The 24,886-nt window shown below is 32.8% G+C and carries 19 protein-coding genes and 1 pseudogene; 2 read left to right on the top strand and 18 right to left on the bottom strand.

From position 1 onward, the window contains the following. The 4 genes and pseudogenes from ispD to O1A01_RS00660 form a co-directional block, all read right to left on the bottom strand. Complete coding sequence (ispD, locus tag O1A01_RS00675) at nt 1-693, bottom strand: 2-C-methyl-D-erythritol 4-phosphate cytidylyltransferase (RefSeq protein ID WP_270065384.1); 693 nt, start codon at nt 691-693, stop codon at nt 1-3. A 23-nt stretch (nt 694-716) separates the two neighbouring features. Beyond that, nucleotides 717-1,808: a PIN/TRAM domain-containing protein gene (locus tag O1A01_RS00670; RefSeq protein WP_066413970.1), complete on the bottom strand. Its 1,092-nt coding sequence runs from the start codon at nt 1,806-1,808 to the stop codon at nt 717-719. Between the two features lie 117 nt (nt 1,809-1,925). Further along, nucleotides 1,926-2,990 carry a DNA integrity scanning diadenylate cyclase DisA gene (disA, locus tag O1A01_RS00665; RefSeq protein WP_066413967.1) on the bottom strand — a complete coding sequence of 355 codons (1,065 nt, stop codon included), beginning with the start codon at nt 2,988-2,990 and terminating at the stop codon, nt 1,926-1,928. Between the two features lies 1 nt (nt 2,991). Beyond that, nucleotides 2,992-3,606: pseudogene (locus O1A01_RS00660) on the bottom strand (magnesium chelatase domain-containing protein); the annotation flags it as partial. A gap of 367 nt (nt 3,607-3,973) precedes the next feature. Between O1A01_RS00660 and O1A01_RS00655 the strand changes: the two are divergent. Beyond that, complete coding sequence (locus O1A01_RS00655) at nt 3,974-4,336, top strand: helix-turn-helix domain-containing protein (RefSeq protein WP_270065383.1); 363 nt, start codon at nt 3,974-3,976, stop codon at nt 4,334-4,336. Between the two features lie 143 nt (nt 4,337-4,479). Here the strand turns inward: O1A01_RS00655 and O1A01_RS00650 are convergent, their stop codons facing one another. Beyond that, on the bottom strand, nt 4,480-4,713 hold the full coding sequence (locus O1A01_RS00650) for a helix-turn-helix domain-containing protein (protein ID WP_270065382.1): 234 nt from the start codon (nt 4,711-4,713) through the stop codon (nt 4,480-4,482). Between the two features lie 140 nt (nt 4,714-4,853). On the opposite strand from O1A01_RS00650, the gene O1A01_RS00645 reads away from it, so the two are divergent. Continuing rightward, nucleotides 4,854-5,369: a hypothetical protein gene (locus tag O1A01_RS00645; protein WP_270065381.1), complete on the top strand. Its 516-nt coding sequence runs from the start codon at nt 4,854-4,856 to the stop codon at nt 5,367-5,369. A 91-nt stretch (nt 5,370-5,460) separates the two neighbouring features. Here the strand turns inward: O1A01_RS00645 and O1A01_RS00640 are convergent, their stop codons facing one another. The 13 genes from O1A01_RS00640 to O1A01_RS00580 form a co-directional block, all read right to left on the bottom strand. Beyond that, nucleotides 5,461-8,556: a type I restriction endonuclease subunit R gene (locus O1A01_RS00640; protein WP_270066359.1), complete on the bottom strand. Its 3,096-nt coding sequence runs from the start codon at nt 8,554-8,556 to the stop codon at nt 5,461-5,463. Between the two features lies 1 nt (nt 8,557). Further along, on the bottom strand, nt 8,558-9,835 hold the full coding sequence (locus tag O1A01_RS00635) for a restriction endonuclease subunit S (protein ID WP_270065380.1): 1,278 nt from the start codon (nt 9,833-9,835) through the stop codon (nt 8,558-8,560). Continuing rightward, entirely contained in the window at nt 9,825-11,336 is a 1,512-nt protein-coding gene (locus O1A01_RS00630; protein ID WP_270065379.1) for a class I SAM-dependent DNA methyltransferase, read from the bottom strand. Before O1A01_RS00630 ends, O1A01_RS00635 begins: the two co-directional genes overlap by 11 nt. A 330-nt stretch (nt 11,337-11,666) precedes the next feature. Beyond that, the gene (locus O1A01_RS00625) at nt 11,667-11,810 is read right to left on the bottom strand and encodes a hypothetical protein (protein ID WP_270065378.1); all 144 of its coding nucleotides are present in this window, start codon (nt 11,808-11,810) and stop codon (nt 11,667-11,669) included. Nucleotides 11,811-11,854: 44 nt separating this feature from the next. Continuing rightward, a complete protein-coding gene (locus O1A01_RS00620; RefSeq protein ID WP_270065377.1) occupies nt 11,855-13,216 on the bottom strand; it encodes a nucleotidyltransferase in 1,362 nt (453 codons plus the stop codon). 17 nt (nt 13,217-13,233) lie between these two features. Continuing rightward, nucleotides 13,234-14,319 (bottom strand): SAVED domain-containing protein, encoded by a 1,086-nt coding sequence (locus O1A01_RS00615; RefSeq protein WP_270065376.1) that lies wholly within the window; start codon nt 14,317-14,319, stop codon nt 13,234-13,236. A gap of 176 nt (nt 14,320-14,495) precedes the next feature. Beyond that, nucleotides 14,496-15,146, bottom strand: coding sequence for a peptide arginase family protein (locus O1A01_RS00610; RefSeq protein WP_270065375.1), 651 nt, complete (start codon nt 15,144-15,146; stop codon nt 14,496-14,498). Between the two features lie 51 nt (nt 15,147-15,197). Next, nucleotides 15,198-15,956 carry a phospholipase D-like domain-containing protein gene (locus O1A01_RS00605; protein ID WP_270065374.1) on the bottom strand — a complete coding sequence of 253 codons (759 nt, stop codon included), beginning with the start codon at nt 15,954-15,956 and terminating at the stop codon, nt 15,198-15,200. Nucleotides 15,957-16,688: 732 nt separating this feature from the next. Beyond that, entirely contained in the window at nt 16,689-18,092 is a 1,404-nt protein-coding gene (radA, locus tag O1A01_RS00600) for a DNA repair protein RadA (protein WP_270065373.1), read from the bottom strand. Between the two features lie 17 nt (nt 18,093-18,109). Continuing rightward, nucleotides 18,110-18,784 (bottom strand): hypothetical protein, encoded by a 675-nt coding sequence (locus O1A01_RS00595; protein ID WP_270065372.1) that lies wholly within the window; start codon nt 18,782-18,784, stop codon nt 18,110-18,112. Nucleotides 18,785-18,796: 12 nt separating this feature from the next. Next, complete coding sequence (locus tag O1A01_RS00590) at nt 18,797-20,545, bottom strand: hypothetical protein (RefSeq protein WP_270065371.1); 1,749 nt, start codon at nt 20,543-20,545, stop codon at nt 18,797-18,799. Between the two features lie 3 nt (nt 20,546-20,548). Next, a complete protein-coding gene (locus O1A01_RS00585) occupies nt 20,549-23,524 on the bottom strand; it encodes a helix-turn-helix domain-containing protein (protein WP_270065370.1) in 2,976 nt (991 codons plus the stop codon). Nucleotides 23,525-23,537: 13 nt separating this feature from the next. After that, a complete protein-coding gene (locus O1A01_RS00580; RefSeq protein WP_270065369.1) occupies nt 23,538-24,818 on the bottom strand; it encodes a site-specific integrase in 1,281 nt (426 codons plus the stop codon). Nucleotides 24,819-24,886: the final 68 nt, after the last annotated feature.

Raw genomic sequence — 24,886 nt, 5'->3', positions numbered from 1 at the left:
CTATCTTCCTCCGCTTTGTTTTTCTAATATAGCTTCAGCATACAGTATATCATCAGGAGTAGTAAGCTTAATATTTTGATAATCTCCTTCAACAATATGAACAGGAATACCTATCTCTTCTACTAAGCTAGCTTCATCCGTCCCAATAAATCCTTTTTCCTTCGCTACTTCATGCGCTTTTTCTAATACAGAAACACGAAAAGCTTGTGGGGTCTGGATCGCCCACAAGCTAGATCGCTCCATTGTTTCTAGTACTACACCATCATCACTTACTCGTTTAATTGTATCTTTAACTCGGACTGCTGCAACAGATGCTCCTTTTTCCGCTGCGACATCTACTAAACGATGAATGATATTATGAGTAATAAACGGTCTTGCCCCATCATGCACTAGTACAATTTCGGCATCCTTCAGTGATTGTAATCCGTTATATACACTATGTTGCCTTTCAGCACCACCAGTGACAAGCTTTCTTGCTTTCGTTATTTTGTGTTGTGTTAATAACGATTCTACCAACTGTTTCTCATTTGGATTAATCACAAGAATAATCTCATCACAACGCTCATCCATTTCAAATATATTTAATGTATGAATCATGACAGGTAATGCTTGCAACTCAATAAATTGCTTGTTTTTACCAGCGTTCATTCTTTTACCTTGACCGGCAGCTGGAATAATTACTTGATATTGCATACGTACTCTCCATTTAGCATTTTTTACAGTGCTTTTTCTAGTAATTTAGGTTTTGCAAAAATCATACGCCCGGCAGAGGTTTGAAGCACACTCGTAACCAACACTTCGATATGTTTGCCGATAAAGTCTCTTCCTTCTTCCACAACGATCATCGTCCCATCGTCTAAATATGCCACACCTTGATTATGTTCTTTCCCATCCTTAATTACTTGTACCGTTAATTCTTCTCCTGGCAAAACTACTGGTTTGACGGCGTTAGCTAGATCGTTAATGTTTAACACGTCAACATTTTGAAGCTCACAAACTTTATTTAAGTTAAAATCATTTGTTACGACGACTCCAGAAGTCAATTTAGCTAATTTTACAAGTTTACTATCGACTTCTTGAATGTCCTCAAAATTCCCTTCATAAATCTCAACTTTAATCGAAAGCTCTTTTTGAATTCGGTTTAGTATATCTAAACCACGTCTTCCTCTATTACGTTTTAACACATCCGAAGAATCTGCAATGTGCTGTAATTCTTCTAAAACGAAGCGCGGAATAACTATAGTTCCTTCTAAAAATCCTGTTTGACATATATCTGCTACACGACCGTCAATAATGACACTTGTATCTAATATTTTAAGCTTTTTGGAGGAAAGGTCAACTTCCTCTTCTTCCAGCACTTTTTTCTTACCGAACTTACCAGAAATCGAGAAAAGACCAACTAATTCATCTCTCTTTTTAAACCCAACTTGGAATCCTAAATAACCTAATAAAATCGTTAGGAAAATTGGTATTACTGTACTTACTAATTGAAATGGTATTTTCCCTAAAGGGATAACCGCAAGAAATGCAACAATCAAACCAAAAATTAATCCTAAACTACCAAATAACACGTCTGTAACAGGTGCTTTAACAAGTGATTCTTCCATCCATTTAATGAATCCAACTACATAATCAACTAACCAAAAAGTAAGGATAAAAAATATAATTGCTCCTAAAATAGCAACCGTATAAGGCTTCGTTAATAATGTATCTCCCCAACCAAATAGATAAAACAATTCAGGGATAAAGAAGATGCCTAGCATCCCACCAATAACGACGAAGAAAATTTGAACAATGCGCCTTAACATTGTGTCACCTCCCTATATTCATTATAAACAGTTTTGACCGATTATAACGTGTTGAAACAATCAAAATGAATATTTGTTAGATTTTTGACACGTTTTTGAAATATCAACGTCATTTTTCTAAATTTGGCGATCAATTTGTAATTGATCTTGTATTCTTTTTAGCCCTTCTTTAATTTTACGGGCCCTCACCTCTCCAATACCATCAACTTCATCTAATTCTTCTACGGTTGCTTTAATAATATGTTTCAAATTTTTAAAGCTACAAACTAAATTTTCAATAACAAGTGGTGGTAATCTTGGAATTTTATGAAGAATTCGATACCCTCTTGGGTACACTAGCTCTTCAACATTAACAAAATTAGAAAAACCTAATAACTTTAAGACGATACTATCTTCTAAAAGTTCTGTGTTTGCCATACTTTGTAGTTTTTTTATAATTTGTGCAGCATCCATTTCTTTATCGACACAATAATCTTTTATTAATAGAGTTGCTTCATCTTCAACATGAGACAGTAACTCAGTCATTTGTAAACGGATAAGTCGACCTTCTGTTCCAAGTTCATTTATATAACTAATAATCTCATTTTTAATGCGAAGGACCATTTCTATTCGGTGTATAACTTGTAATAGTTCAGACAACGTTACTTGCTCTTCGAATTCTAATGCACCTAAATTAGTAATTCCCTGCTCTAGCACCGTTGTATATTTTTCTAACGTTTGGATAGCTTGGTTTGCCTTAGTGAAAATAACGCCGATATCTTTTAATGCGTACCGGTAATTACCTTTATACAATGTAATAACGTTTCGCCTTTGAGATATAGCAACAACTAAGCACCCTGTCTGTTTTGAAACTCGTTCTGCGGTTCGATGCCTCATTCCTGTTTCTGTTGATAATATCGTTGGGTCTGGTGTTAATTGAGCATTTGCATACAAAATTTTCGTTCCTTTTTCATTTAAAATAATCGCACCATCCATTTTTGCTAATTCGTATACATAGGCAGGGCTAAATGCACAATTAATATAAAATCCACCATCAACTATTTGTTTTACTTTGTCATTAATACCTAGGACTACTAAACCACCCGTTTTTGACCGTAAAATATTGTCCATACCTTCACGAATAGGTGTTCCTGGTGCAATAAATTGCAGTATTTCTGCTTTTATTTTTTCACTCGTTTCCATGTTAACCTCCTAGTGTGTACTTCAGGGCTTGATTAATTGTGGAAACTCCTAGGATTACAATACCTTCTGGTGGGGTCCATCCTCCTAAATTTCGTTCTGGAATAATAATACGTTTAAATCCAAGCTTTGCCGCTTCCTGTACACGTTGCTCAATACGCGACACTCGCCTAACTTCTCCGGTTAATCCGACTTCTCCAATTACAACATCAGTAGCTTCTGTAGATTGGTTTCGAAAACTTGAAGCTATACTTACAGCAACTGCTAAATCAATCGCAGGCTCATCTAGTTTGACTCCTCCAGCTACTTTTAAGTACGCATCTTGATTTTGTAATAACAGCCCTGCTCTTTTCTCTAAAACAGCCATAATTAACGAAACACGATTATGATCGATTCCTGTTGCCATCCTACGAGGATTACCAAAACTTGTTGGTGAAATAAGTGCTTGTATTTCGACTAGGACTGGTCTTGTACCTTCCATTGAGGCAACAACTGTAGAACCGGCAGCTCCCTTAGAACGTTCTTCTAAAAAGATTTCCGAAGGATTGGCAACCTCTCGCAACCCTTCCTCCTTCATTTCAAATATTCCCATTTCATTTGTAGAACCAAATCTATTTTTTTTGGAAAGCCTAAAGATTACTTTTTAATTTCTTTAATTTTTTAAACGTTATTTTTTTACAATTTAAATCTTGAACAACTCCTTTTATATACATATTATATTTTATTTCCATTATATCCTCCTTTGTTGTTTTAATTAAATTATTTTATTTCAACATAACTATTTCTTTCCCCTAAATTTAGGTAACCAAAACCCTTAATTAATAAACAAACATTACTTTACTGAAATTTTATTGACTATAGTTTATAGTCATTGCTTATAATCAACAAAAACATAAGTTTATTTATTTTTTATTGACTTTAGACATAAATGGTAGTAAATTCTATATTAAGTAGTTTAATTCTAATTAATAGGAGTTGTTAAAGGGATGGGAACAAGATCATTTGGTGAAATTTTAAAAGAGAAAAGAATGGAAAGAGGCTTATCACTAAGGCAACTTTCCGAAATATCCAATATTGAAGCCTCGTACATAAACCGTTTAGAAAAAGGAGATAGAGAGAATCCTGGTTTTTCAACTGTTTGTGCATTAGCTAAAGCCTTAAATGTAAGTGGAGATGAAATTCTTAATTCATTTGGATACGAACAATTGGGTTCTAATCAAAAATCAGAAGTAACTGAAGTAGACTCATTAATACAAGGATATATTACCGAGGTAGATGCGAAAGGTTATATTCCAAGAATTATATCCTTGCTTGAAGATGCTCGGCATGAATATCAAAATAAGAATTAATAAATTCTCAACACCGTTTCTAATGTTTCTAATAAGTTTGAACTATTTAAATATAAGAGAAGAATAACTTTCCTATTCTTATGTTATTCTTCTTTTAATTCTAAACTACGCTAATTATGGCCTTTATTATCGTTAAGCAAATTTCAATTATTATCCTCTACTAATTTTTCAACTTCTTTAATTAACTCATTTGGCCTTATATCTAATTCTTTAGCTAATTTAAAAATACTTGCCAACGTGGGGTTCCTCTTTCCTCTTTCAAGTAAACTTATATAGGTTCTATCCAATTCACAATTGATTGCGAGTTTTTCTTGTGATATTGACTTTCCTTGTCTGCATTTTCTCAAAACTATACCAAATGCTTCTTCCGTATTCATTTACATCACCTTATTCTTTTTATTAAATACTCAAAGAAATGCGATGTTCAGTCTACGGACTATAGTCTGCAAAACTTATAAAATTGTGGTAAACTAAGTTATGACTTTTTATAATTAATCATTTTTTGGAGAGCTGAGTTATGAATGATATCCATAACATATTAGAAAAATCACGATTACCTATACAACTAAAAGATTACTTTAGTGAAAGTAAGAAAATACAAAAACTTTTAACAGAAAAACTAATTCATGACATTGAAGATTTGTATTTATATTACGATTCTTTATACTATTTTGAGCTAACTGAGTTTGGGGTACGAGTGATTGACTCATTAATAAGGTGTAAAGATTTTACAACTTATTACTTCTATCTAAAGAAAATCTTAGATAATCACTTAGAGGTTGAATGGAAAAATAAAAATAACTCTATTATTATAAGTACAGATTATATTACCGAGTTGTTTAAAAAATCTGCATCAGAAATTATAGAGTTGTTATCTATTGATTCGGATGAAAAATTAGATCATTTAAATTATCAATTAGGGAAATTAGAATTGATTAATGAATTAATAGATGATGATGATTTTATAGAGTTTTACGAAAAAATTATCCAGTTGAAAGATGATTACTACTACCACAAAAAGGATCAACAATAACTTTAATCTTAATATAAGTATATAAAGAACCAAAAACAGCATTTGGGAGTACAAAAGTTCCCAAATGCTGTATAAACTGTTTCATAATTACTTAGTAATTTAAATCAAATTCTAATTGTGCCATTAACTCTGCTTGTTTTATTACTGTTTCAACGGCTTCCTTTTGCAAATCTGGTGGGTAGCCGTACTTTTTAAGTAACCTTCTGACAGATACACGCATCTTAGCTCTCGCTGACTCTCGCAAATTCCAATCGATACTCATATTCTCTTTTATAGACTTAGTTAATTCATGTGCTATAAGTTTAAGTGTATCATCACCTAATACTTGTTCCGCTGTTTCATGTGATGCTAATGCATCATAGAAGGCGATTTCTTCCTTTATTAACCCTGCTTCTTCTCCACGTTTATATGCTGAATCCATTTCCTTCGCTAAAGCAATTAACTCTTCAATAACTTTTGAAGTTTCTATTGCCCTCTTATTATATTTATTTAAAGCACCTGTAAGCATCTCAGAAAATTTACGTGCTTGAATTAAATTTGTCCGTTGGACACTTTTTACTTTTCCGTTTAGTAATTTATTCAATAATTCAACAGCCAAATTTTTATGTGGCATTGCTTTAACATCTTCTAAGAACTTATCAGATAGTATTGATATATCTGGATTTTCTATTCCAAGAGACTCATAAATATCAATTACCTCTTCTGAAATAACTGATTTAGAGATTAGTTGGTTAATTTTCGCTTCCATTTGTGCATTTGTTTTCTTTTTACTGCCATCACCAATGCTCTTTATCAGACTTGCTTTAACCGCTTTAAAAAATCCAATATCAGCATTTAAGTCCTGTGCTTCTGGTGTAGTTGCACATAAAGCGAAAGCCTTGGAAAGCTCTGTTACAGTGTTTATGAACCGTTTCTTTTCTACCTCTTCAAGTCCCAAAACATAATCCATTGTCGAAACAATCGCATTCATTCTCTCAGTAGCTTTTTCAGAGAGATATCCACTGTAGTCATGTTCATACAGCATCTCAAGAATTACTTCATATTTCTCTAACATGATGTTGACTGCAACGGATGTATCAACACCTGCTGTTGCCTTATCACTTTCTGTATATTGGTGTAGGGCTTCTTTTAAGCTATCTGCAATTCCAATATAATCAACAATTAAACCACCTGGCTTATCTTTAAACACACGATTAACTCTTGCAATTGCTTGCATTAAATTATGACCTTTCATTGGCTTATCAATATACATCGTATTCATAGAAGGTACATCAAATCCTGTAAGCCACATATCTCTTACTATAACAATTTGGAGTGGATCATCATTATCCTTCATACGTTTCGCCAAATATTCACGTCTTTTTTTATTCCCGATGTAAGGTTGCCATTCAGCAGGATCACTTGATGAACCTGTCATAACGATTTTAATAACCCCTTTATCATCGTCATCAGAATGCCATTCCGGCCGCATTTCTATGATTGTTTTATATAAATCTATCGCAATTCTACGTGACATAACAACAGCCATGGATTTTCCAAATATGGCTTCTTGTCTTTCCTCGAAATGCTTAATTACATCTTCTGCTAACCGTTTTACTCTTGATTCAGCACCCGCCAAAGCCTCTAAACGTGACCATTTTGACTTCAAACGTTCTTTTACCGACTGTTCTTGGTCTTCTGTAATCTCTTCATATTCATCATCTAAGCGAAGGTCGCTTGGCAAATCTAAAGGAATAATCCGACTTTCATAGAAGATTTTAACGGTTGCACCATCTTCAACTGCTTGTGTCATATCGTAAATATCAATATAATCTCCAAATACAGCTGGTGTGTTTTTATCTGTCGCTTCAACAGGTGTTCCTGTAAATCCTACGAACGAAGCATTTGGCAAAGCATCTCGAACATATTTCGCAAAACCATACTTCGTTTCAGCATGTTTGCCACGAACTGTTGCAGAAAAGCCATATTGCGACCTGTGTGCTTCGTCTGCCATTACAATGACATTAGAACGATCCGTTAGACATGGCATATTGCCATCTTCATCAGGTGTAAACTTTTGTAATGTTGTAAAAATTATGCCTCCTGATTCAACAGATAGGAGTTGACGGAGTTCATCACGATTATTTGCTTGGCTTGGTGTTTGACGCAAAATGTCACTTGAAATAGAAAACGTATTGAACAATTGGTCATCTAAGTCATTTCGGTCTGTAAGTACAACTAAAGTTGGGTTATTCATTGCTTGAATTAGTTTTCCTGCATAGAATACCATGGACAAACTCTTACCACTACCTTGCGTATGCCAAACGACACCAATTTTTCTGTTACCTTGTACAGCTATTTTTGCCTTCTCTACCGCCTTATTTACTGCATGATACTGATGATACCCTGCCAGGATTTTGTATGTATTTTCTCCATCTGTTTGAAATAAAATGAAGTTTTTGATGATGTCCATTAACCTTGATGGTTCTAACATACCTTTTAGTAACACTTCTAACTGAGAAAGAGATCTTGGGGCAAGTTCAAGACCATCAATAGTTCGCCACTTCATAAATCGTTCTTCATTAGCTGTTAGTGAACCTGTACGGGCATTTACACCATCACTGGTAACCATGAAGGCATTGTAACGAAAAAGTGAAGGTATCGTTTGTTTATATGTTTGGAGCTGATTATATCCCTCTGAGATGCCTGTATTTTCATTTGTAGCGTTTTTTAATTCAATAACGACCAATGGTAATCCATTCACAAACAAGATCACATCAGGTCTTTTATTGTACTTTCCTTCGATAATGGTAAATTGGTTGACCGCTACGATATCATTAATCGCTGAATTTTCAAAATCAAACAACCATACTTTTACTGTTGGGTTGTAGCCCTCTGAACCTTGCAATTCTATGTCTAAACCATCAGTCACCATGCGATGAAATTTTTGATTATTTATTACCAGATTTGGAGATTCATTCGCTTCAATTCTTTGCACCGCAAGTTCTATTGCTTCATGTGGTACATTTGGGTTAATACGGCATAGAGCTTCCCTTAAACGCTCAGTTAAAACAACATCTTGGTAGCTATCTCGCTCAGGATAATCCCCTTCGTGAGCAATATCAGGCCCAGCCAAGATGGAATAATCCATCTCAGCTAACCATTCAAGCGTAGCTTCTTCTAAATCAGACTCCAAATACTTAAACATTTTATCCAACCACACTTTCTTCTGGTATTTCAATTTCACCTGAAAGAAGTTCTGGGAGTAATGTATCTCTTAACTGCTCTAAACTATTGTTTTCATTCGTTAATTCGATAATCTGTTCTGAAAGTTCTGTAACAATTGTTTCGTAGGTTATTAATATATCTTTTAGTGGACAAATTATTTTAAACTTAGAGATAACATCCTTACTTAAATTTTGCTGTGCTGAGCCAGTTGCCAAATCTCTTAATCGTTCTTGATTTAAACGCAGATATGAATAAATGAAATTTGGTATATCGCTTACTATTGCACAGCACGCTTGATTACTTGTCATTTCTTTAGCAAGATATCCTAATTGACCTGCTGTAGCACCATACATCGCTACGACTACAGAATGTGGTGGAATCCATTTCGCTGAACTACCCTCTAAACCTTGTTTTGTAATTGATTCTTCCGCATTGATAATATATTTATTTTTAATTTCCTTGGTTTTTAACCAAGGTATATTTCCATTCAGCCAATATTCTTCTTTTTTTCTGCTTGGCGTACCTCCTGCATACAACTTGTTTGCCAGTTCTTGAAGTTCTCCTACTTTCCATCTTTCTGGAATCTCACCTAACTCACTTTCCACCATCTTCCCACCGTTTGATTTATAAGGTAGCCCATCCTCATTCGGAAATTCAAAATCTATGAACCAATATTTGAAGAGGGTTTGAGCAATTTGTTCTAATAAATGAACAGCATTTTTATTAGTTTCCTCCTTTAGTAGTAGGTTTATCATGGTATCCGCAATTTGTTTTTGTATTGTTAAAGGAGGCACTTTTATTGTTAATTTAGAGATCATTTCATTATTTAAACTTGCCCTTGTTGTCATGCTCGCAAATGAAGTCACTTGATTGCGAAATTCTGCACTTCTCAGGTAAAATGCTACATATTCAGGAATTAATAATTCAACACATTTTCCATTTGGTCTTAACCGTTTTGTAAAACCATTAAATGTTGCATTTGGATAATCCTTTAGTGCAACTGAACTTAATCCTAATTCATCAAGTTTTTCACTTGTTCTCGTTAAGAAGACATCTCCACGTTTAATGGAACATCTTTCCCTTTCTTTATCGGTGGTATTTGCTAATTCAGGGAGCTCATTTGGAACAATTGGATTATGAAAAACCTCTTTAAATGTTAAAAATGGATATCCAAAACCAAACTCTTCCCGTTTCTTTGATAAACCCGAAGAGATTGTATAAAGTTCATGCAAGGTGTAGATTTTCCATTTAGATGTCATACCCAATCCTCCCAAGTGCTTTTCGAATTAAGTCTTCTAACTCCTTGGACTTTGCAAATTGCTCAGATAATTCACTTGTCAAACGAACCATTTTCTCTTCAAATGGTTCTCCATCTTCTTCTACATCTTCTAAACCAACATACCGACCTGGCGTTAAGATGTAATCATTCTTTCGCACTTCTTCTATTGTTGCTGATTTACAGAATCCTTGTACATCTTTGTACTCTCCATCACGCCATTTATGAAATGTTTCTGCAATCATATGGATATTTTCTTCGGAAAATTCCCTGTGTGTACGATCCGCCATATATCCGAGTTTCCGTGCATCTATGAAAAGAATTTCATTGTTACGTTGTCTCTTCCCGGTTTTTGATTTATCCTTTGAAATAAACCAAATACAAACAGGTATTTGTGTAGAATAGAACAACTGACCTGGTAGTGTAACAATACATTCTACTTTATCATCTTCAATCAACTTTTTGCGTATATCTCCCTCACCAGAAGTGTTGGAAGACATCGAACCATTCGCCAATACAAAGCCTGCTGTACCTGTGGGTGCAAGTTTAGAAAACATGTGCTGAATCCAAGCGTAGTTGGCATTCCCTACAGGTGGTACACCAAACTGCCAACGAGCGTCTTCACGTAGTTTGTCTCCACCCCAATCTTTAATATTGAACGGGGGATTTGCTAATATATAGTCTGCCTTTAAGCCTTTATGAAGATCATTATGGAAAGTATCTGCATTGTGTGAACCTATATTGCCATCGATACCTCGAATAGCTAAATTCATCTTGCAAAGTCGCCATGTTGTCGGATTGGATTCTTGTCCATAAACCGCAATGTCCACTAATTTACCTTGATGCTCCTCAACAAACTTTTCACTTTGTACGAACATACCGCCAGAACCGCAACAAGGATCATAAATTCGACCTTTATACGGTTGAAGCATTTCAACTAATAGCCGTACTACGGATGATGGCGTATAGAACTCGCCTCCGTTCTTGCCTTCCGCACTTGCGAATTTACTTAAAAAGTATTCATATACTCTACCTAAAACATCTTTAGAGCGACTTTCTTTATCACCAACTTTAAAAGAAAACAGATCAATTGTTTCACCAAGTCGCACTTTGTCCAATGCTGGTCTTGCATAATCCTTCGGCAATACACCTTGTAGTGATGGGTTTTCTTTTTCAATTGCAATCATTGCTTTATCGATTATTTGGCCGATTTCAGGCTTTTTAGCATTATCTTTGATAAATGACCAACGTGCTTCTTTAGGAACCCAAAAAATATTCTCTGCTAAGTATTCATCTTTGTCTTCTGGATCTGCATATTCATCCGTTTCTAATTCTAAAAATTTCTCCTCGAACGAATCAGATACGTATTTTAGAAACAATAGGCCTAATACAACGTTTTTATATTCTCCCGAATCCATAGATCCTCTTAATTTATCAGCCATACTCCATAACTTCTCTTCAAAACCTAAATTTGCAGTCGTCATACTAATGTCCTCCCTATAACTCTTAATTATATGATGTCAACATTATAGAGTAATGTAAAGTTTTTTCCATATTTTTTAGGTATTTAGTCATATTCATAAAAATACTGTATTTAAATATAATACAAATAGGTTAGCCTCGGAAACTACCTTGTGAAAGGGAATAATGTTAGTAACATGTAATTCTCTTTCAAAAAACAAAACAAGAGTATGAAAATTAATTCTCATACCCTTGTTTTGCAAATGATTAAAGAAAATTATTTTAGAATCACCTTAACCTCATGCTATTCTATTTTAAAGGTATACTTATTGAAGTTGTTCCTCAAAGTATTGCTATCCAAACATTCCTTTTATTGAACGGATTATGGTTAGAGCCTTCTCATTTTCAATTTGTATTTTTGTTTTTCCGATAATGCGAGTAAATCCACCAGGTTTCTTTGATGAAATTATTCTTTTTGGCCGCCTCCGTAAATGCATTTAGTTGCCCCCCTTTATAAACAATATTACTAATCTTTGTTCAACTACATTGTAGTAATAGGAACATTCATTTTCTGTCTTGCTACACACACACCATTTTTAACAATGTAGACTTCCACAAAGTGTTCTCCTTTGAATCTTGTATTCTCAGTATGGTACAGTGTACGTTTAATAATTTGACCACGAACTTCATTTCTTTTCTTTGCAACAATCCCTTTATTTTTCACCTTCCAATATACATCAAAAGTACCTGGTACGTCAGTTTTAGCAAAGAATTCCAACTTCTTTTTTGGTTGTAGCATTTCCTTTTTTCGTAATATTTCACTTAATAGAAAAGTTCTCCAACCACTTTGAGTAACTTTACAATCTAATTCCACACTGTAATTTAAATCAATTGGGAAAAGGTATTCAATAAACTCCTCTGTGTCTTGATAATCCTGATCATCCTCATTTTCAGAAAGATAGGCATAAGATTTTGATACCTGCTCTTGCACCATATCTTGTTCCCAAAAATCATTATTGAAAAATTCCTTCCATACAGCTAATGCTTCCTCTTTTGTACAGTCTGGCTTAAACAAAACTTCCAGTTTCGCTAAATATGTATTTAGCCTATTATACAAGTTATTTATTTTTTCATTATCTTTTTTTATAAGTTTTAGTGTTTGAGTTTCATCAGTAGGATTGTTTACATCTTTATCTGTATTCAACCTGTCTTTTATTTCTTTTAATGTATAATAGAACCGTTCATCAATACGTTTATACTCCGATTGAAATTTTTCATTTACCAAAACACTTTGAACAAGACCTCCAGGCATTTTCCATTCCTTTCTTGATCTTGAAAACATCTTCATTAACCTTACAAGTTCACGAAGTTGATAATTCTTTTCCTTATTTTCTTTTATAAACCATGCTGTAATAGATTTGGGATCTCTACTTCTCCATTTGCTACCACAATGCTCGTATTGATAATTTCCATCTTCGTCTTTAAACCTTCTGTATATCGCAAAGTCTATATGGTATCCATCGCTATATTCAATTCTTACACAATTTGTCTTAGCGTATGGTGCTACTTTAAAGCCTGTACATTTTCTGGTTAACGCATTAACCACGATGTTTTTAACTTTAATAGTCCCATCTGGTATTTTATCTTTCTCGAAAACAATAGCTACATCGATATCATAGTCATTGCTCTCGTTTTTTATTACCGTAGACATAGCCACACTTCCTTGAACCATTGACTCTGCGATTTTGTATTCTGTTCCTTTTTCCTTGTTATACTCGCCTAAACCATCTTTCAAGCGTTGGAGATTTAAATCTTTTTTTTCAAACAGCTTTGTCTTTTCTGTTTTTGGCAAAACAACATGTTTTTTGTAAAAACTATGAAACTCAGAACTCAAATCATACATAGACAGCCTCCTCCTATTTATAGAATCTTAATTTCACCATTCTCTTTATCTTTTGATAGTTTTATCCCCCAAGGGTATTTCACAGTCGATGAACCAACATAATTATATATCCAGAATTCCTTATTTGAATCCATTCTTGCTGAAATTGAACTTCCAAAACTGAATGCCACAGAGGGTTGTGCAGATAGGAATATATGCACTTTTTTGAGCTTTTGATATTTATGGTGTATCTCCGTTAGTAATGATCTAAACTCTTGTTTGTAATGATTTAGTTGCTTAATAGAGGTTACCGCATCTAAACGAGGTGGTTCCAATTTGAAGTAAAAGGAGTTAAGGTTTTCGAGATCATGTCCCTCTAATTGCCAATCAAATATTTCGAAAGTAATCCCTACTTTAATAACTAACTCTTCAACATCATTTGGAGTTTGCTTTGATTCATCTTTATGTAAAACTAATTTCGGAAAGGATTCATCTTCTACAGTTAATGGCACCCAGGATTTTTCCGTTCGATTCCATTCAAAAAATCGCACATCAGTTTTATCAGCAATTTGATACCCTAACAAGAATTGAAAAGGAATATGTGCCATTCCCATATATGCTATCTCGTTTATTGTTGGATCGTTTATATATACGAGTAAATCATTTATAGTTTGGTCTTGCTTCTTCCAAGCCATCTTCAGATTAAACTCGTCAATTTTTTCCAAATCTTGAAATTGGTTAATTGTAATTGGTATCACATCATAATCATCTAAGTTAGCACGAACACTATTATAAGTATTACCTTCAATTGAAGAATGACGAATTTGTACCATTTTTTTATTTTTGAAATTTGACCATTTTCTATATTTAATCCCCAAAATAACCAATAATAGCCCTACAGCTACAGAAGTTACCATAACGATATAGTCGACATCTGAATTAGGTACAGGGATGTTAGTTTCTAATTTTTCATTAAAAAGTTGAATAAGTGGTACCAACCAAATTGGAGAAGAAAAACCTGCTAAAATAGCAGAACATCCTGTCCCAATTAGCATTAGAGTTATTTTTTTGTCATGCCAATTTCTAAACCATACCTTTGCATTTTCCATAACTGTTCTCCACAAAACGACATCCCCCGATTCAACATTTTTCTATATGGTATCAATATTTTACAAAAATTGACTGAATTTTCATTATATCATAGGGGGCTATTTTCGTAAATTTAATTTACCTGTTATTGAACCTAAAAAAATAAACAAAACAGCCCTGTACCTATCAAGGTTGTTTTGTTTATTTTGTATCACCAAGCACTTGCATTTTTTATATCAAGACCAAATACATCAAGGAATAGCCCAAATAAGTAATCACTCTGAACTTTACCTCCACAATATTCAGGTGATAAAGCTACAGTAATCATATCCCATTCCCACATATATTTTTTCATATGATTTAATTGTTGCCTTAATAAAGGTTCAGGTAAAAGAACTGGATTACAGTCCATATCTTGATAGTTATAGTTAAAGAAATCTAAATCAAGATCTAAAATGACGCTCTTACCTTCAGTATCATCAAACCACTTTCTTCTATATATATGCTCATAATGGTTTAACGTATAAGCTCTTTCAACCCTTGTATCGTTTATGGATACATTATCGTTACTAATTATATATACATTTCCCACAGTTCCCGTCTTTTGTGCGGGAATGATGAACTCTGCTATTCCTAATTTCCTTCCAATAATAATTGCGTCTTTAACAGATTCGATTTCCTCAATATTAATCTCTGGATCAAGATAATCCAAGTGACTATCAATATGTACCACTGTTGCACCTGGTTTTATGTAATTTCTTAGCCGACCTATTTCCCAAGCCGAAAAAGCCCAATTATGGTCTCTTGAAATAAATATTCTCTGCTCTGGAAAACAAATTCTATACTCACTATCATACTTCACGATACCCCTCCTCAAAAGGGTGGCCTATTATTCTTGTCCTCTTATATAAAGCTACCCATTCTTAACAAATAGTCTTATAAATTCATCTGCAAATTTCCTTACAAAATCTCGGTCAAGTGCAGTTGCCCAAGTTTCGTCATTGTTTCTTGCGTTTTTACTCCAATTATACGAACCATGCATTACATATTCTAAATCAATTATACAAAATTTATCATGTAGTCGATTTGAGAGTTTATCACCTGTTAATTTTACTTTCACAACTTCAAAGTTTCGTTCTAAATCTGCTAACAAATACCTATTAGAATGTTCATCTGATGTGATAATTCGGACATAAACACCCGCACGTTTTCTCAATAATAATTCTTCGAAAATGTCTCTATCAGTAAACCAAGCTACAGCTATCCATATCATGTATTTAGCATTTCTAATACCTTGAACTATTTCTTCCTTAATCTCGTTAAAAACAACATTATGTTCAACATACACTTCATTATCAAGTTCAACAGGTTTTGGCTTTATTCGTAAACCCCAAAATTCAAAATCTTGATAAGTATCTGTAGGTTCTATATAAACCTCAGATGCCAACTTTTCCAATACATCTTGTAGGCCTTTTGCTGTTTTTAACATAGGAATTGGTACTCTTAAACAGACGTACTCACGATAATAATTTGATTTACTCCCATAAGTGCCTGTCCTATCGTAAGTAATAATTGAGTTTCTTAATATACCGAGTAATTCATCTTTTTTATGATGCTCGAAATCATATTTTACTGTTTCTATCATCGTTTTCAAGTATTGTTGCCCGTTCATTGCCTTTTTCCTCCCCCAAACCCTTTAAATCTCTATCCTTAATATACCACAATGTAGTCCTGTAACTAACCTTGACTGTTAATGATAAAACGAAAAAAGGCTCTACCCATTATTGAGTAAAGCACAATACATCATTTCCCTAATTGATATCACTTCAAAAGTCATTATCCAAAGGATTTACGCCAAGCCCTGATTATTTCTTAATTCATTTTTTCAGCTTTAGTCTTTCCTACAAAGCTCTTCAGCACGATTTTCTTAGTTGGCCCTTCCTTCTGTATTGACATAGCTTTTTCTTATTTGGTGATAATGTTCACACCAAAAAAAACCACTCCATATTTGACATAGTATCCCGCAATGTCGTTAGAGTGGTTTTTGTATCCGTAGCACTTCTGTCAAAAAGCTCGGACTGTTTTGCCTTTTGGAAAACCTATCATTATTTTATCAACTTTTGTAAAGGATACGAAAGGCGTTTAATGAAATCTATAACTCTTCCCATACCATCACCGCTGTTTAGAGGGTCTATAGTAACATTTAACACATTATTTATTAGGAGAACATAAGTTTACGAGCTTTCACCAAACGGCATGCTAATAAAATTGCTAATTTTAGATTGAACATTAAACTTTGATACATTAAACAAGCGTACAAAATCATTGTTGGAAGCTAAATTACTAATGTATCAGTCATTTTCTCGCCAAAACTGAATCCTTATTAAAAATGAGGCGGCCTTTTTTAAAATGGCAACTTTTTTCCTTCAAAGACATGTCCAATAACATCATTTAGTGTATTCAACTCTATCACTTCAAGGTTTTTAAAGTTGATTTTTTTATTAAGAGACCTTTTCGCTACATATGCAATTTTGAATCCCATTCTATCAGCCTCTTTTAGCCTTGCTTCAAGCGATGGAACTCTTTTAAGCTCGCCTGTAAGCCCCATATCTGCAATGAATACTGTGTCATTAGATATCGCTTTATCTTTCGCTGAGGAAACAATACTCATAATTATTGCAAGATTTACAGATTGCTCTCTTAATTGTAATCCTCCTGTAGACTTTACAACAACATTTTTGTTAAATAGTTCTATCCCACCTCTTTGTTCAAGAATCGATATCAACGTATTTAATTGCTCTCTCTTTAAGTTTTCACTTATTCTCGAAGGATATGGTGTGAAGGTAGTAGCAACTAAACTTTCAATTTCAACAATAATAGGTCGAGTTCCTTCTCGAACTACCGTTAAAGCACTCCCTGAAACCTCCATATTGCCTTCTCTTTGTGTCATAAAGTATTCTGAAGGGTTTTCTATTGGTTTCATTCCATCCTCTATCATAGAGAAAAATGATGTTTCTCCCGTACTTCCAAAACGGTTCTTGCTTGCTGTTACACCTCTAAGTTCTTCACCGCTTTCTCCATCTATTATTAATACCGTATCAACTAAATGTTCTAACGCTCGTAAACCCGCAATTTCTTCATTTTTATTCATCTGTCCTACTAATAAAATAGCTCTGGGCCTCGAACTATTTTTTGCAATCCTTGTTAATTCATTAGCACATTCCATTGTTTGTGTTGGTGATCCTGCTCTGGATGGTAGATATTCTTCTAAAATAAAAGTCTGAATGCTATCAACAATAATCAAGTCTGGATCTATTTCATCTATCGACATTACTACATTATCCAAACTTGTATCTGAAACAACCCAAATATTATTATCCAAACCAGTTAAAATTCGATCTGCTCTGCTTTTTATTTGAGTTTCACTTTCCTCACCAGAAGCATATAACACTTTAAGTCCTTTTGATGAAACATCCTCTGCAACTTGTAGTAATAGTGTAGATTTTCCTGCTCCTGGCTTTGCTGTAATAATGGTAATCGAATCCTTTACAATCCCACCACCCATTACTCTATTGAATTCACTAATACCAGTTATAATTCTATCATTTTTCCCAGTCTGCACTTCGCTAAGTTTCTTCGGCTTTACTAATCCTTGTCTATTTTCTTGATTAGATTTTGAAGTAGATCTCTTGGAGTTAACAACAGCCTCTTGTAGCGTATTCCAGGACTGGCAAGAATCACACTTACCTTGCCACTTTGGGTGTGAGTGTCCACAGTTAGAACATGTAAAAATCGTTTTAGTTTTCATTGCAAGATCCTTTCAGGTTAGTCAAAAATATCACTATACTCATTTAATAAATTCTCCAAGTCTTTTTGTTCTTCTAATTTGGAAATATCCTCATGTGCAACAGCAACTTCTTCTTCACGTTTTATTAAAATTACTTCTGTTGATTTTAATGCACTTATAAATTGTTTTTCTTCTTCTCTATTTAATGCTTCTGCCAACACAAGTGAACGTTCTTTTAATTCCTCAAACTGCATCTGTAATTCCTTATACTTTTCTTTAATTCTTATATTCTTTCCTAACGCTGTCTTCAATTGATTTTCTAAATCCTTATTTTTAAGTTCAGTTCTTATTGTCCTTTGATATAAACTTTGCTGACTTTCTTGTAGCTTTGTAAGGAAGAATATTAATTGGTCTGGCTTACCACTATTTAATTTTACAAATTCCCTTACGTTTAATTTAGTAAACGACTTATTGTCACCCGAAAGTTCTAAATTGCTTTGCTTTAAGGTTTTAGAGTACCCCTTAATAATTTCTTTAATTTCACCATTTCTTGAAAAATGATAGTAGGAGATACCACCTAATTCTAAATTGTTTTTTGCGAAGTCTGCCAAATTTTTATAGTTCATCTTCATCATTTGATGTTGGCCTTGATCAATAAATTGGCTTATCACTTCTTTTAGTTCATCTGTAGTAAACTTACTTTCTCTCGGCAAATGAACACCTCTTTAAACATTATATTTGCTCATTAATAAAGCATTTTGATTTGCATAACTTTTTATCTTATTTACTTTTTGGTCATAATTCTCTTTAAAGTCTTTTACCTTCTTATACGTTTTTACTAATTCTCTTAGAGCTTCAATTTCTCTCGTTACAGTTTTTTCATTTTCAGATACTATTTTAGTAATCTCCTCTTTATTATCAGGATAGAAATGAGGGCAGTTCCCCACTTTACATTTAAAGTTTACTACTTTGCAATCTTCAAGGTCATTTGACTGTTGAGAAGAACATTTGCCTCCACTAACACTTTTTAGGCTGTGAATCTCATTTTGATAAAGTTTATCTCTGAAATCTGAATTAAAATTGTTGTTGTTTAATTCAGTTGTATTATTAACGAATAGCCCTTGGTCACTTAGTCTTCTCGCGATACTATAAGTAAAGCATTTTACAAATTTATCAACATGAGAAAAGTAATGCATACTACTCTCAATTGAACTATGACCACCTAATCGTTTTACAAATAACGGTTCGATATCATTTAACACCATGTTTATAAAAGCGTGATGTCTTGTGTCCATCAAGGAAAGTAATTCAATTTGATATTCCTTTATTTCCTTATCTTCTTGTTGCTTAGATATTACTTCATAGTTGAATTGATTTTGTACAACCTTGAAATAAAACGACTTTAATAGATTTTGCAATCTACCATAAGTAAAAAAATCTTGAGTATAGGAACGTTTAATTATCGCACCTTTTGCTCCATCATTTCCAACACGTTCAAAGTAACTTCTATTGGAGAATAAAAATTTCCTCCTTTCAGTTTTGCTATTCTCTTGGTTATAAAAATTGGGAACAAAATCATAATGATCTACGACCTGCATGTATTCCAAAATTAAGTCATAGAGATCTTTACTAATAGAAATATCTTCTATCCTGTAATCTCCCTCTATAGTATGTGTTACCACTTTCTTCCCATTGTCTCCTTTTTGATCAGTCCTTCTAATTGTTAAAAAATAATTGTCATTTTCTATCTTTAAGCAATTATATGGAGTTAATATTAGTTCATTAGTTCTTAATGGAATTATGGTAGTAATTCTCCACCAAAGGATAATTGGAAAGAAAGTTTCCTTTTCTACGGAATTAGCATTCTCCCAAAAAATATCAATTATTTCGCCTAATTTAAAAACACTTTCAAAATTACCAAGTTCTCTTTTATTTCCCTTTTGTTCTCTATCAATTTGATTTTGTTCATAAAGTATTTCAATTATCTCGATATACTTTTCATCAACATTCAATAAGGGATAAAATTCAATAAATTCCAAAACATGATGATAATAATTAACCCAACTCATAACCTCAAATAAACTATTTTTAGTGGATGGATTAAAGTAACGTGTTGTTAGTAATACGTTTTTTAATGAATAATAAATACCTTGAATAGTATCTAATCCTTTTGAATCAAGTTGATAGACCAGGTAAGTTTTAAATGCATATAATAGATTCTCAAACTTATCAATATCCCTTTTCTTAGCTTCAACAGCAAACAATAATTCATCTAATTGGAATCGTAAAGAAAATGAACCTTTTGGATTTGAAAAATACCATATTTCATCATCAAATCCGCAGTCTCTTATAGTTCCCCGTTTCAAAAACTTATTAAATAACTCCATCACTTCTTTTTTGGATATTTTATGGAACTCTACCGATTGAATCATAGAAACATCAGTATCCTCCATTTTATTCATTGTTAATAGCATAGTTCACCCCAGTAACAATTGCTTGTTTTCATGCAGTTTCTTTATTGATTCCTTTAACTTATCTGTATCTATGAAACTCTTTACTTTTTGACTCCCAAATGAAGCTACAGCCTCTTTAAGAATAGGAAAGTAAATAACAGTTATAGCGTGTGATAATCTCTTTTTATCAAATTCGTGTTTTGTATTTTGCAGTTGCCATAATATTTCTTCGAACATTTCTCTAAATTCTAATAAAAAGTACATTTCCGGAATATGGAAATCGCAACCTATACAATCTGTATAAGAAGGATTAATACAAGCAGATCTATCAATACACTTAATTAGACACTGGCTATGTTCCATCTTTGAGGGTGCATCTCCGTTAGAAATTTTCTTCATTACTTCTAACAACTCCGCTCGACTTGAATTACTTATTATTTCTTTCAATATATCTTTTGTTCTACTTCTATTAGCAATTGACTCTTTTACAATCCTTTCAATTTCATATGGCTTTAGGGGTAATAATTTATTAATTTCATTGTTCTGCTCAGACATATCTAATTCACTAAAATTAGATCCTTTAATAGTATTCAAAATAAGGTATGGAATAAATCCAAAAGTCCCTCTCTCAGTTAAAGCAGAGGTTATAAGGTCTATATCCTTCCCTTTATTTAGATGTTCCAAATATACTTGGGTTGAAAGTGCATTACCTCTTTTGTTAGGTTTGTGACTGCGTATAATAGAAGCCATTTGATACCCAATGTGCCACCCATGCTCCTGGCTTTTCTTTTGAAAAATCCCCATAAAAGTTTTATTTGCTCTTTGATTTGTAAAGCCCTCTTCTCCAAATATTTCATGATAAATTTCACCAAAGAATTTTATGTGATTTTCCCGTCTGGTCGCACTTTCAGTTATTAAACTTGAAAAATCGCCGTATCCACTTCCACTCTGCCCCTTATTATTACTTGAAACATTATTTCTATAGACCTTTCTTCTGTGTACTTCACACAACGCTATGAGTAAGCCTAATTGATAGACATAACTTTCCTCAACTACAAATTTTAATGATGGATTAGCCTTGTCCTTTTCTCTTTTGCTTGGTATTTTTTCGAATGCCTTAATCTCACTTACTATTGATATGATAACCCTTCTTGCCATTTCCTTAGTGAAATTTCTACTTTTTATAGTTGTCAGTACTTCTTCCTCATTCATTTTTAGAATCGTCTCTAATGAGGGAATTGGTAATTTTGAAATTAGATCTTTCGATCTCCATGCACATGTATAATGAATGGCACAAAATAGCCACGACATAGCATAGCCCCTTCTCTCCATAGCCTTCTTTATTAAATCGCCATAGAAATCTCCCTCCGTATTAAATAGAATTCCTCCGAAATCAATCCATTGTTGGAAAGTATATGGGTTCTTTCCGTCTCCACCCGCATATAATTCCACTTTATATACATTGTTATATTTGGTTAAATAACTATCTTTGCAAAAATCAATAAAAAAAGAAAACTCCCTCTTTGATATTTTTGTTTCTAAGGAACTGATAAACTCAGTTATTTCATGGTCATTATGCTCCATTATCTCTTTTGAAAGTTGGGAAATTATTTTACTAAATATAGTAAAAAGTGCATTAACAATATATTGACCTTCATTATACTTAATTCTATCCTGAACAAATTTTTCATAAGCAGTATTTGTTTTAACAAGCTCATTATTAAATACTGCATCTTCTATCATTACTTTGTATTTTTCATAAGGATGGTTAGCTTTTTTAATCCTTCTTTCCTTCTGAATAAAGGTATTTATTTTTAATAAATCTGATTTATAAATTAAATGGCTATTCCCCAATATAGGGAAATTTCCTCGGTGGATATAACTGATTTGTAGTTCTTTTAAAGCTCGATTGATAGTTTTTTCTCCTACATTAAGTTCTTCCATTACTGTCTTCGTAGGTAACGTGTTATTAAGGATAGCGACTATTTCGTCTATTTTTTTCTTGCTCATATAGTATTTGTTCTCAACTTTTATTGCGTCTACATATTCTGCTACCCTTACTGTATTTTTTATTTGAAAGATTTCTTGTACTTCTGAATTTGTATAATATTCATCTGAATTCTCTATTGTTTCAATTAATTTATAATAGTAAAGGTATTGTTCCTGATCTTCATTTCTTATATAAATATTGTCCATTTCTTTATTTACGTACAACTGAACATTTTGGTTTTTACAAACATGTACAACATGCCGTACAATTTTACTAAACCCTGTACTTTTGTACTTTTTTTCATACATATTTTTAAAGAATTCTATGTCTAAATAATTTTCTTTATTTAGCATCTCATTCAGATACTTATACTTCTTACCCTTAAAAACCTTTGATATATCAAAATCATTATCCTTTGGAACATAGAATTCGTATACCTTTTCAATTAACAAACGAATATCTCCTCTGTTAATTCTGATATCATAATTATCTATAGGATTTTCAAAGTATGTTAAGTATTTTTTTATATAGCTTCTAATAGTTACTTTTGCTAAATCTGAATGATTACTTGATTCATGAACCTTTTTTACTATTTCCTCAAATCCTAAAGTTTGTGAAAGAAAATTAACAATAGAGTCTATATCGCTTTTTGAAAAATAAAAGGTTCCAATTATAGTCTGTACGCTAAGGATATTTCGTTTTACCAATTGTGAAATATGTGCTGAACTACAACCAAATAACTCGGCTACTTCATTTGAGGAATAGTATTCAACCTCATTATTAAAAAATAACCATCTATTTATCATTACTTCCTTTAATTTTTCGAACCCTTCAAAACTAATTTTGATATCACTATCTGATAGATAATACGGTATTTTTAATTTGCCACACAGCCCTTTTACATACTTTAATATGTAACTATTTCCTCCCTGCCTTTTATAAGTTGGCAAAACATATTTATCAAATAATTCTTTTATATCACTAAGATTATAAGAGTCTTTTCTCCCCATCTGTGTTTCTCCTCTATTCAACATTATTTGAAAATTTATTATATATTTCTTTCTGTATGACTCTAATTTTTTCATCAATTTTAGGATTTTGGGTTAAGTAAGTAATGGATGAATTAAGTGAGCTGTCTCCACGCCAATATGCAAGTTCATTGGGATTTGAAACATACTCAGAAATATGTTGTGTAAAAAAGTGTCTTAAAATATGTTTATTTACTCTTCCAGATAGCAAAATATTAGCTTGTCCAACTAAATAGAAGTTATCTGTACCTGATAAGCGATCAATAAGTATCATAACAATTTTTTTAAAATAATCATTGTAACTGGATTCTGTCATTGCCTCTCCACTTCTATTTAAAAAAATTGCACCAAAATGATTATTCTCACCTTTAATTAGTTCTAAATGTTGATCATAAACTTTTTTAAAGTAAGATAGAAAAGCAGGGTGAATTGGTTGAACCCTGGGTTTCTTTATATCACCCGTTCTTTTAAAATCGGTTCGCATTCTTGTTTTATAGCGTAAATCTACATTAAAATATGAAAATTCATTGCCCACATAACCGATTAATATTTTATCCAAAGAAACATTACACACTTCTCCTGCACGAAGTCCTCCAAAAGCCTGTAAACACAAAGCTAATTTTAACTTTGGATAATACTTTCCACATACGTCAATCAGTTCAATAAGAATATCCAACGGAATGTGTTTTAGTTTTTGTGGTGGCTGATAGTTTGGATACATTACCGAAAATAACGTCTGTATTTGTCCCTCTTTCTTTCTACTATGCTTTCCGTTTCCATACCTAATACTTTTATAAAATTCATTTTCATTTAGATATTTTAGTCCTTTAATCTCTTCATATATGTACCTGTAAAACTTATTTAAGATAGCCTCTGCTTTTTCAACCGTATCTCTTGTTTTATTCTTTTGTCCTATATCACCATACGAATAATCCCTTAAAAATTCATTCCCATGTTTGATTTGCAATTCTTCAATGTTGGTTAATTTATAGTTGTCATATTTATCAAAAAAGATATAATTCAAAAAAAGAACGATTATCTTTGCGTAATTCTCCTTTGTCCTAAAGCTATTATTTATCATTCCTTTTTTATAGAAGAAGTTACTAAATGCTGATATTTTAAATCTTTTCTTTTGAAGGTTCTGTAATACAATAAATATAAACTCCCTATCCAAGTCCTCTTCATCCACCATCATATATTTTTTCACTTTGAACCTTATTTTCTTAATTCTTTCCTCATAGCGTTTCTTCTCGTTGTATAGAATTACGTCTCCCATAATAACTCCCCTATAGAATAGCGTTTATTTTAATTTTATGTCCTCCAAAACCAAACGAACAAAAAGTT

The sequence above is a fragment of the Sutcliffiella sp. NC1 genome (assembly GCF_027594365.1).
GTDB classification, from domain to species: Bacteria; Bacillota; Bacilli; order Bacillales; family Bacillaceae_I; genus Sutcliffiella; species Sutcliffiella cohnii.
The sequence above is the reverse complement of the archived record's forward strand: the minus strand, read 5'-3'. Positions and strand labels throughout refer to the sequence as shown.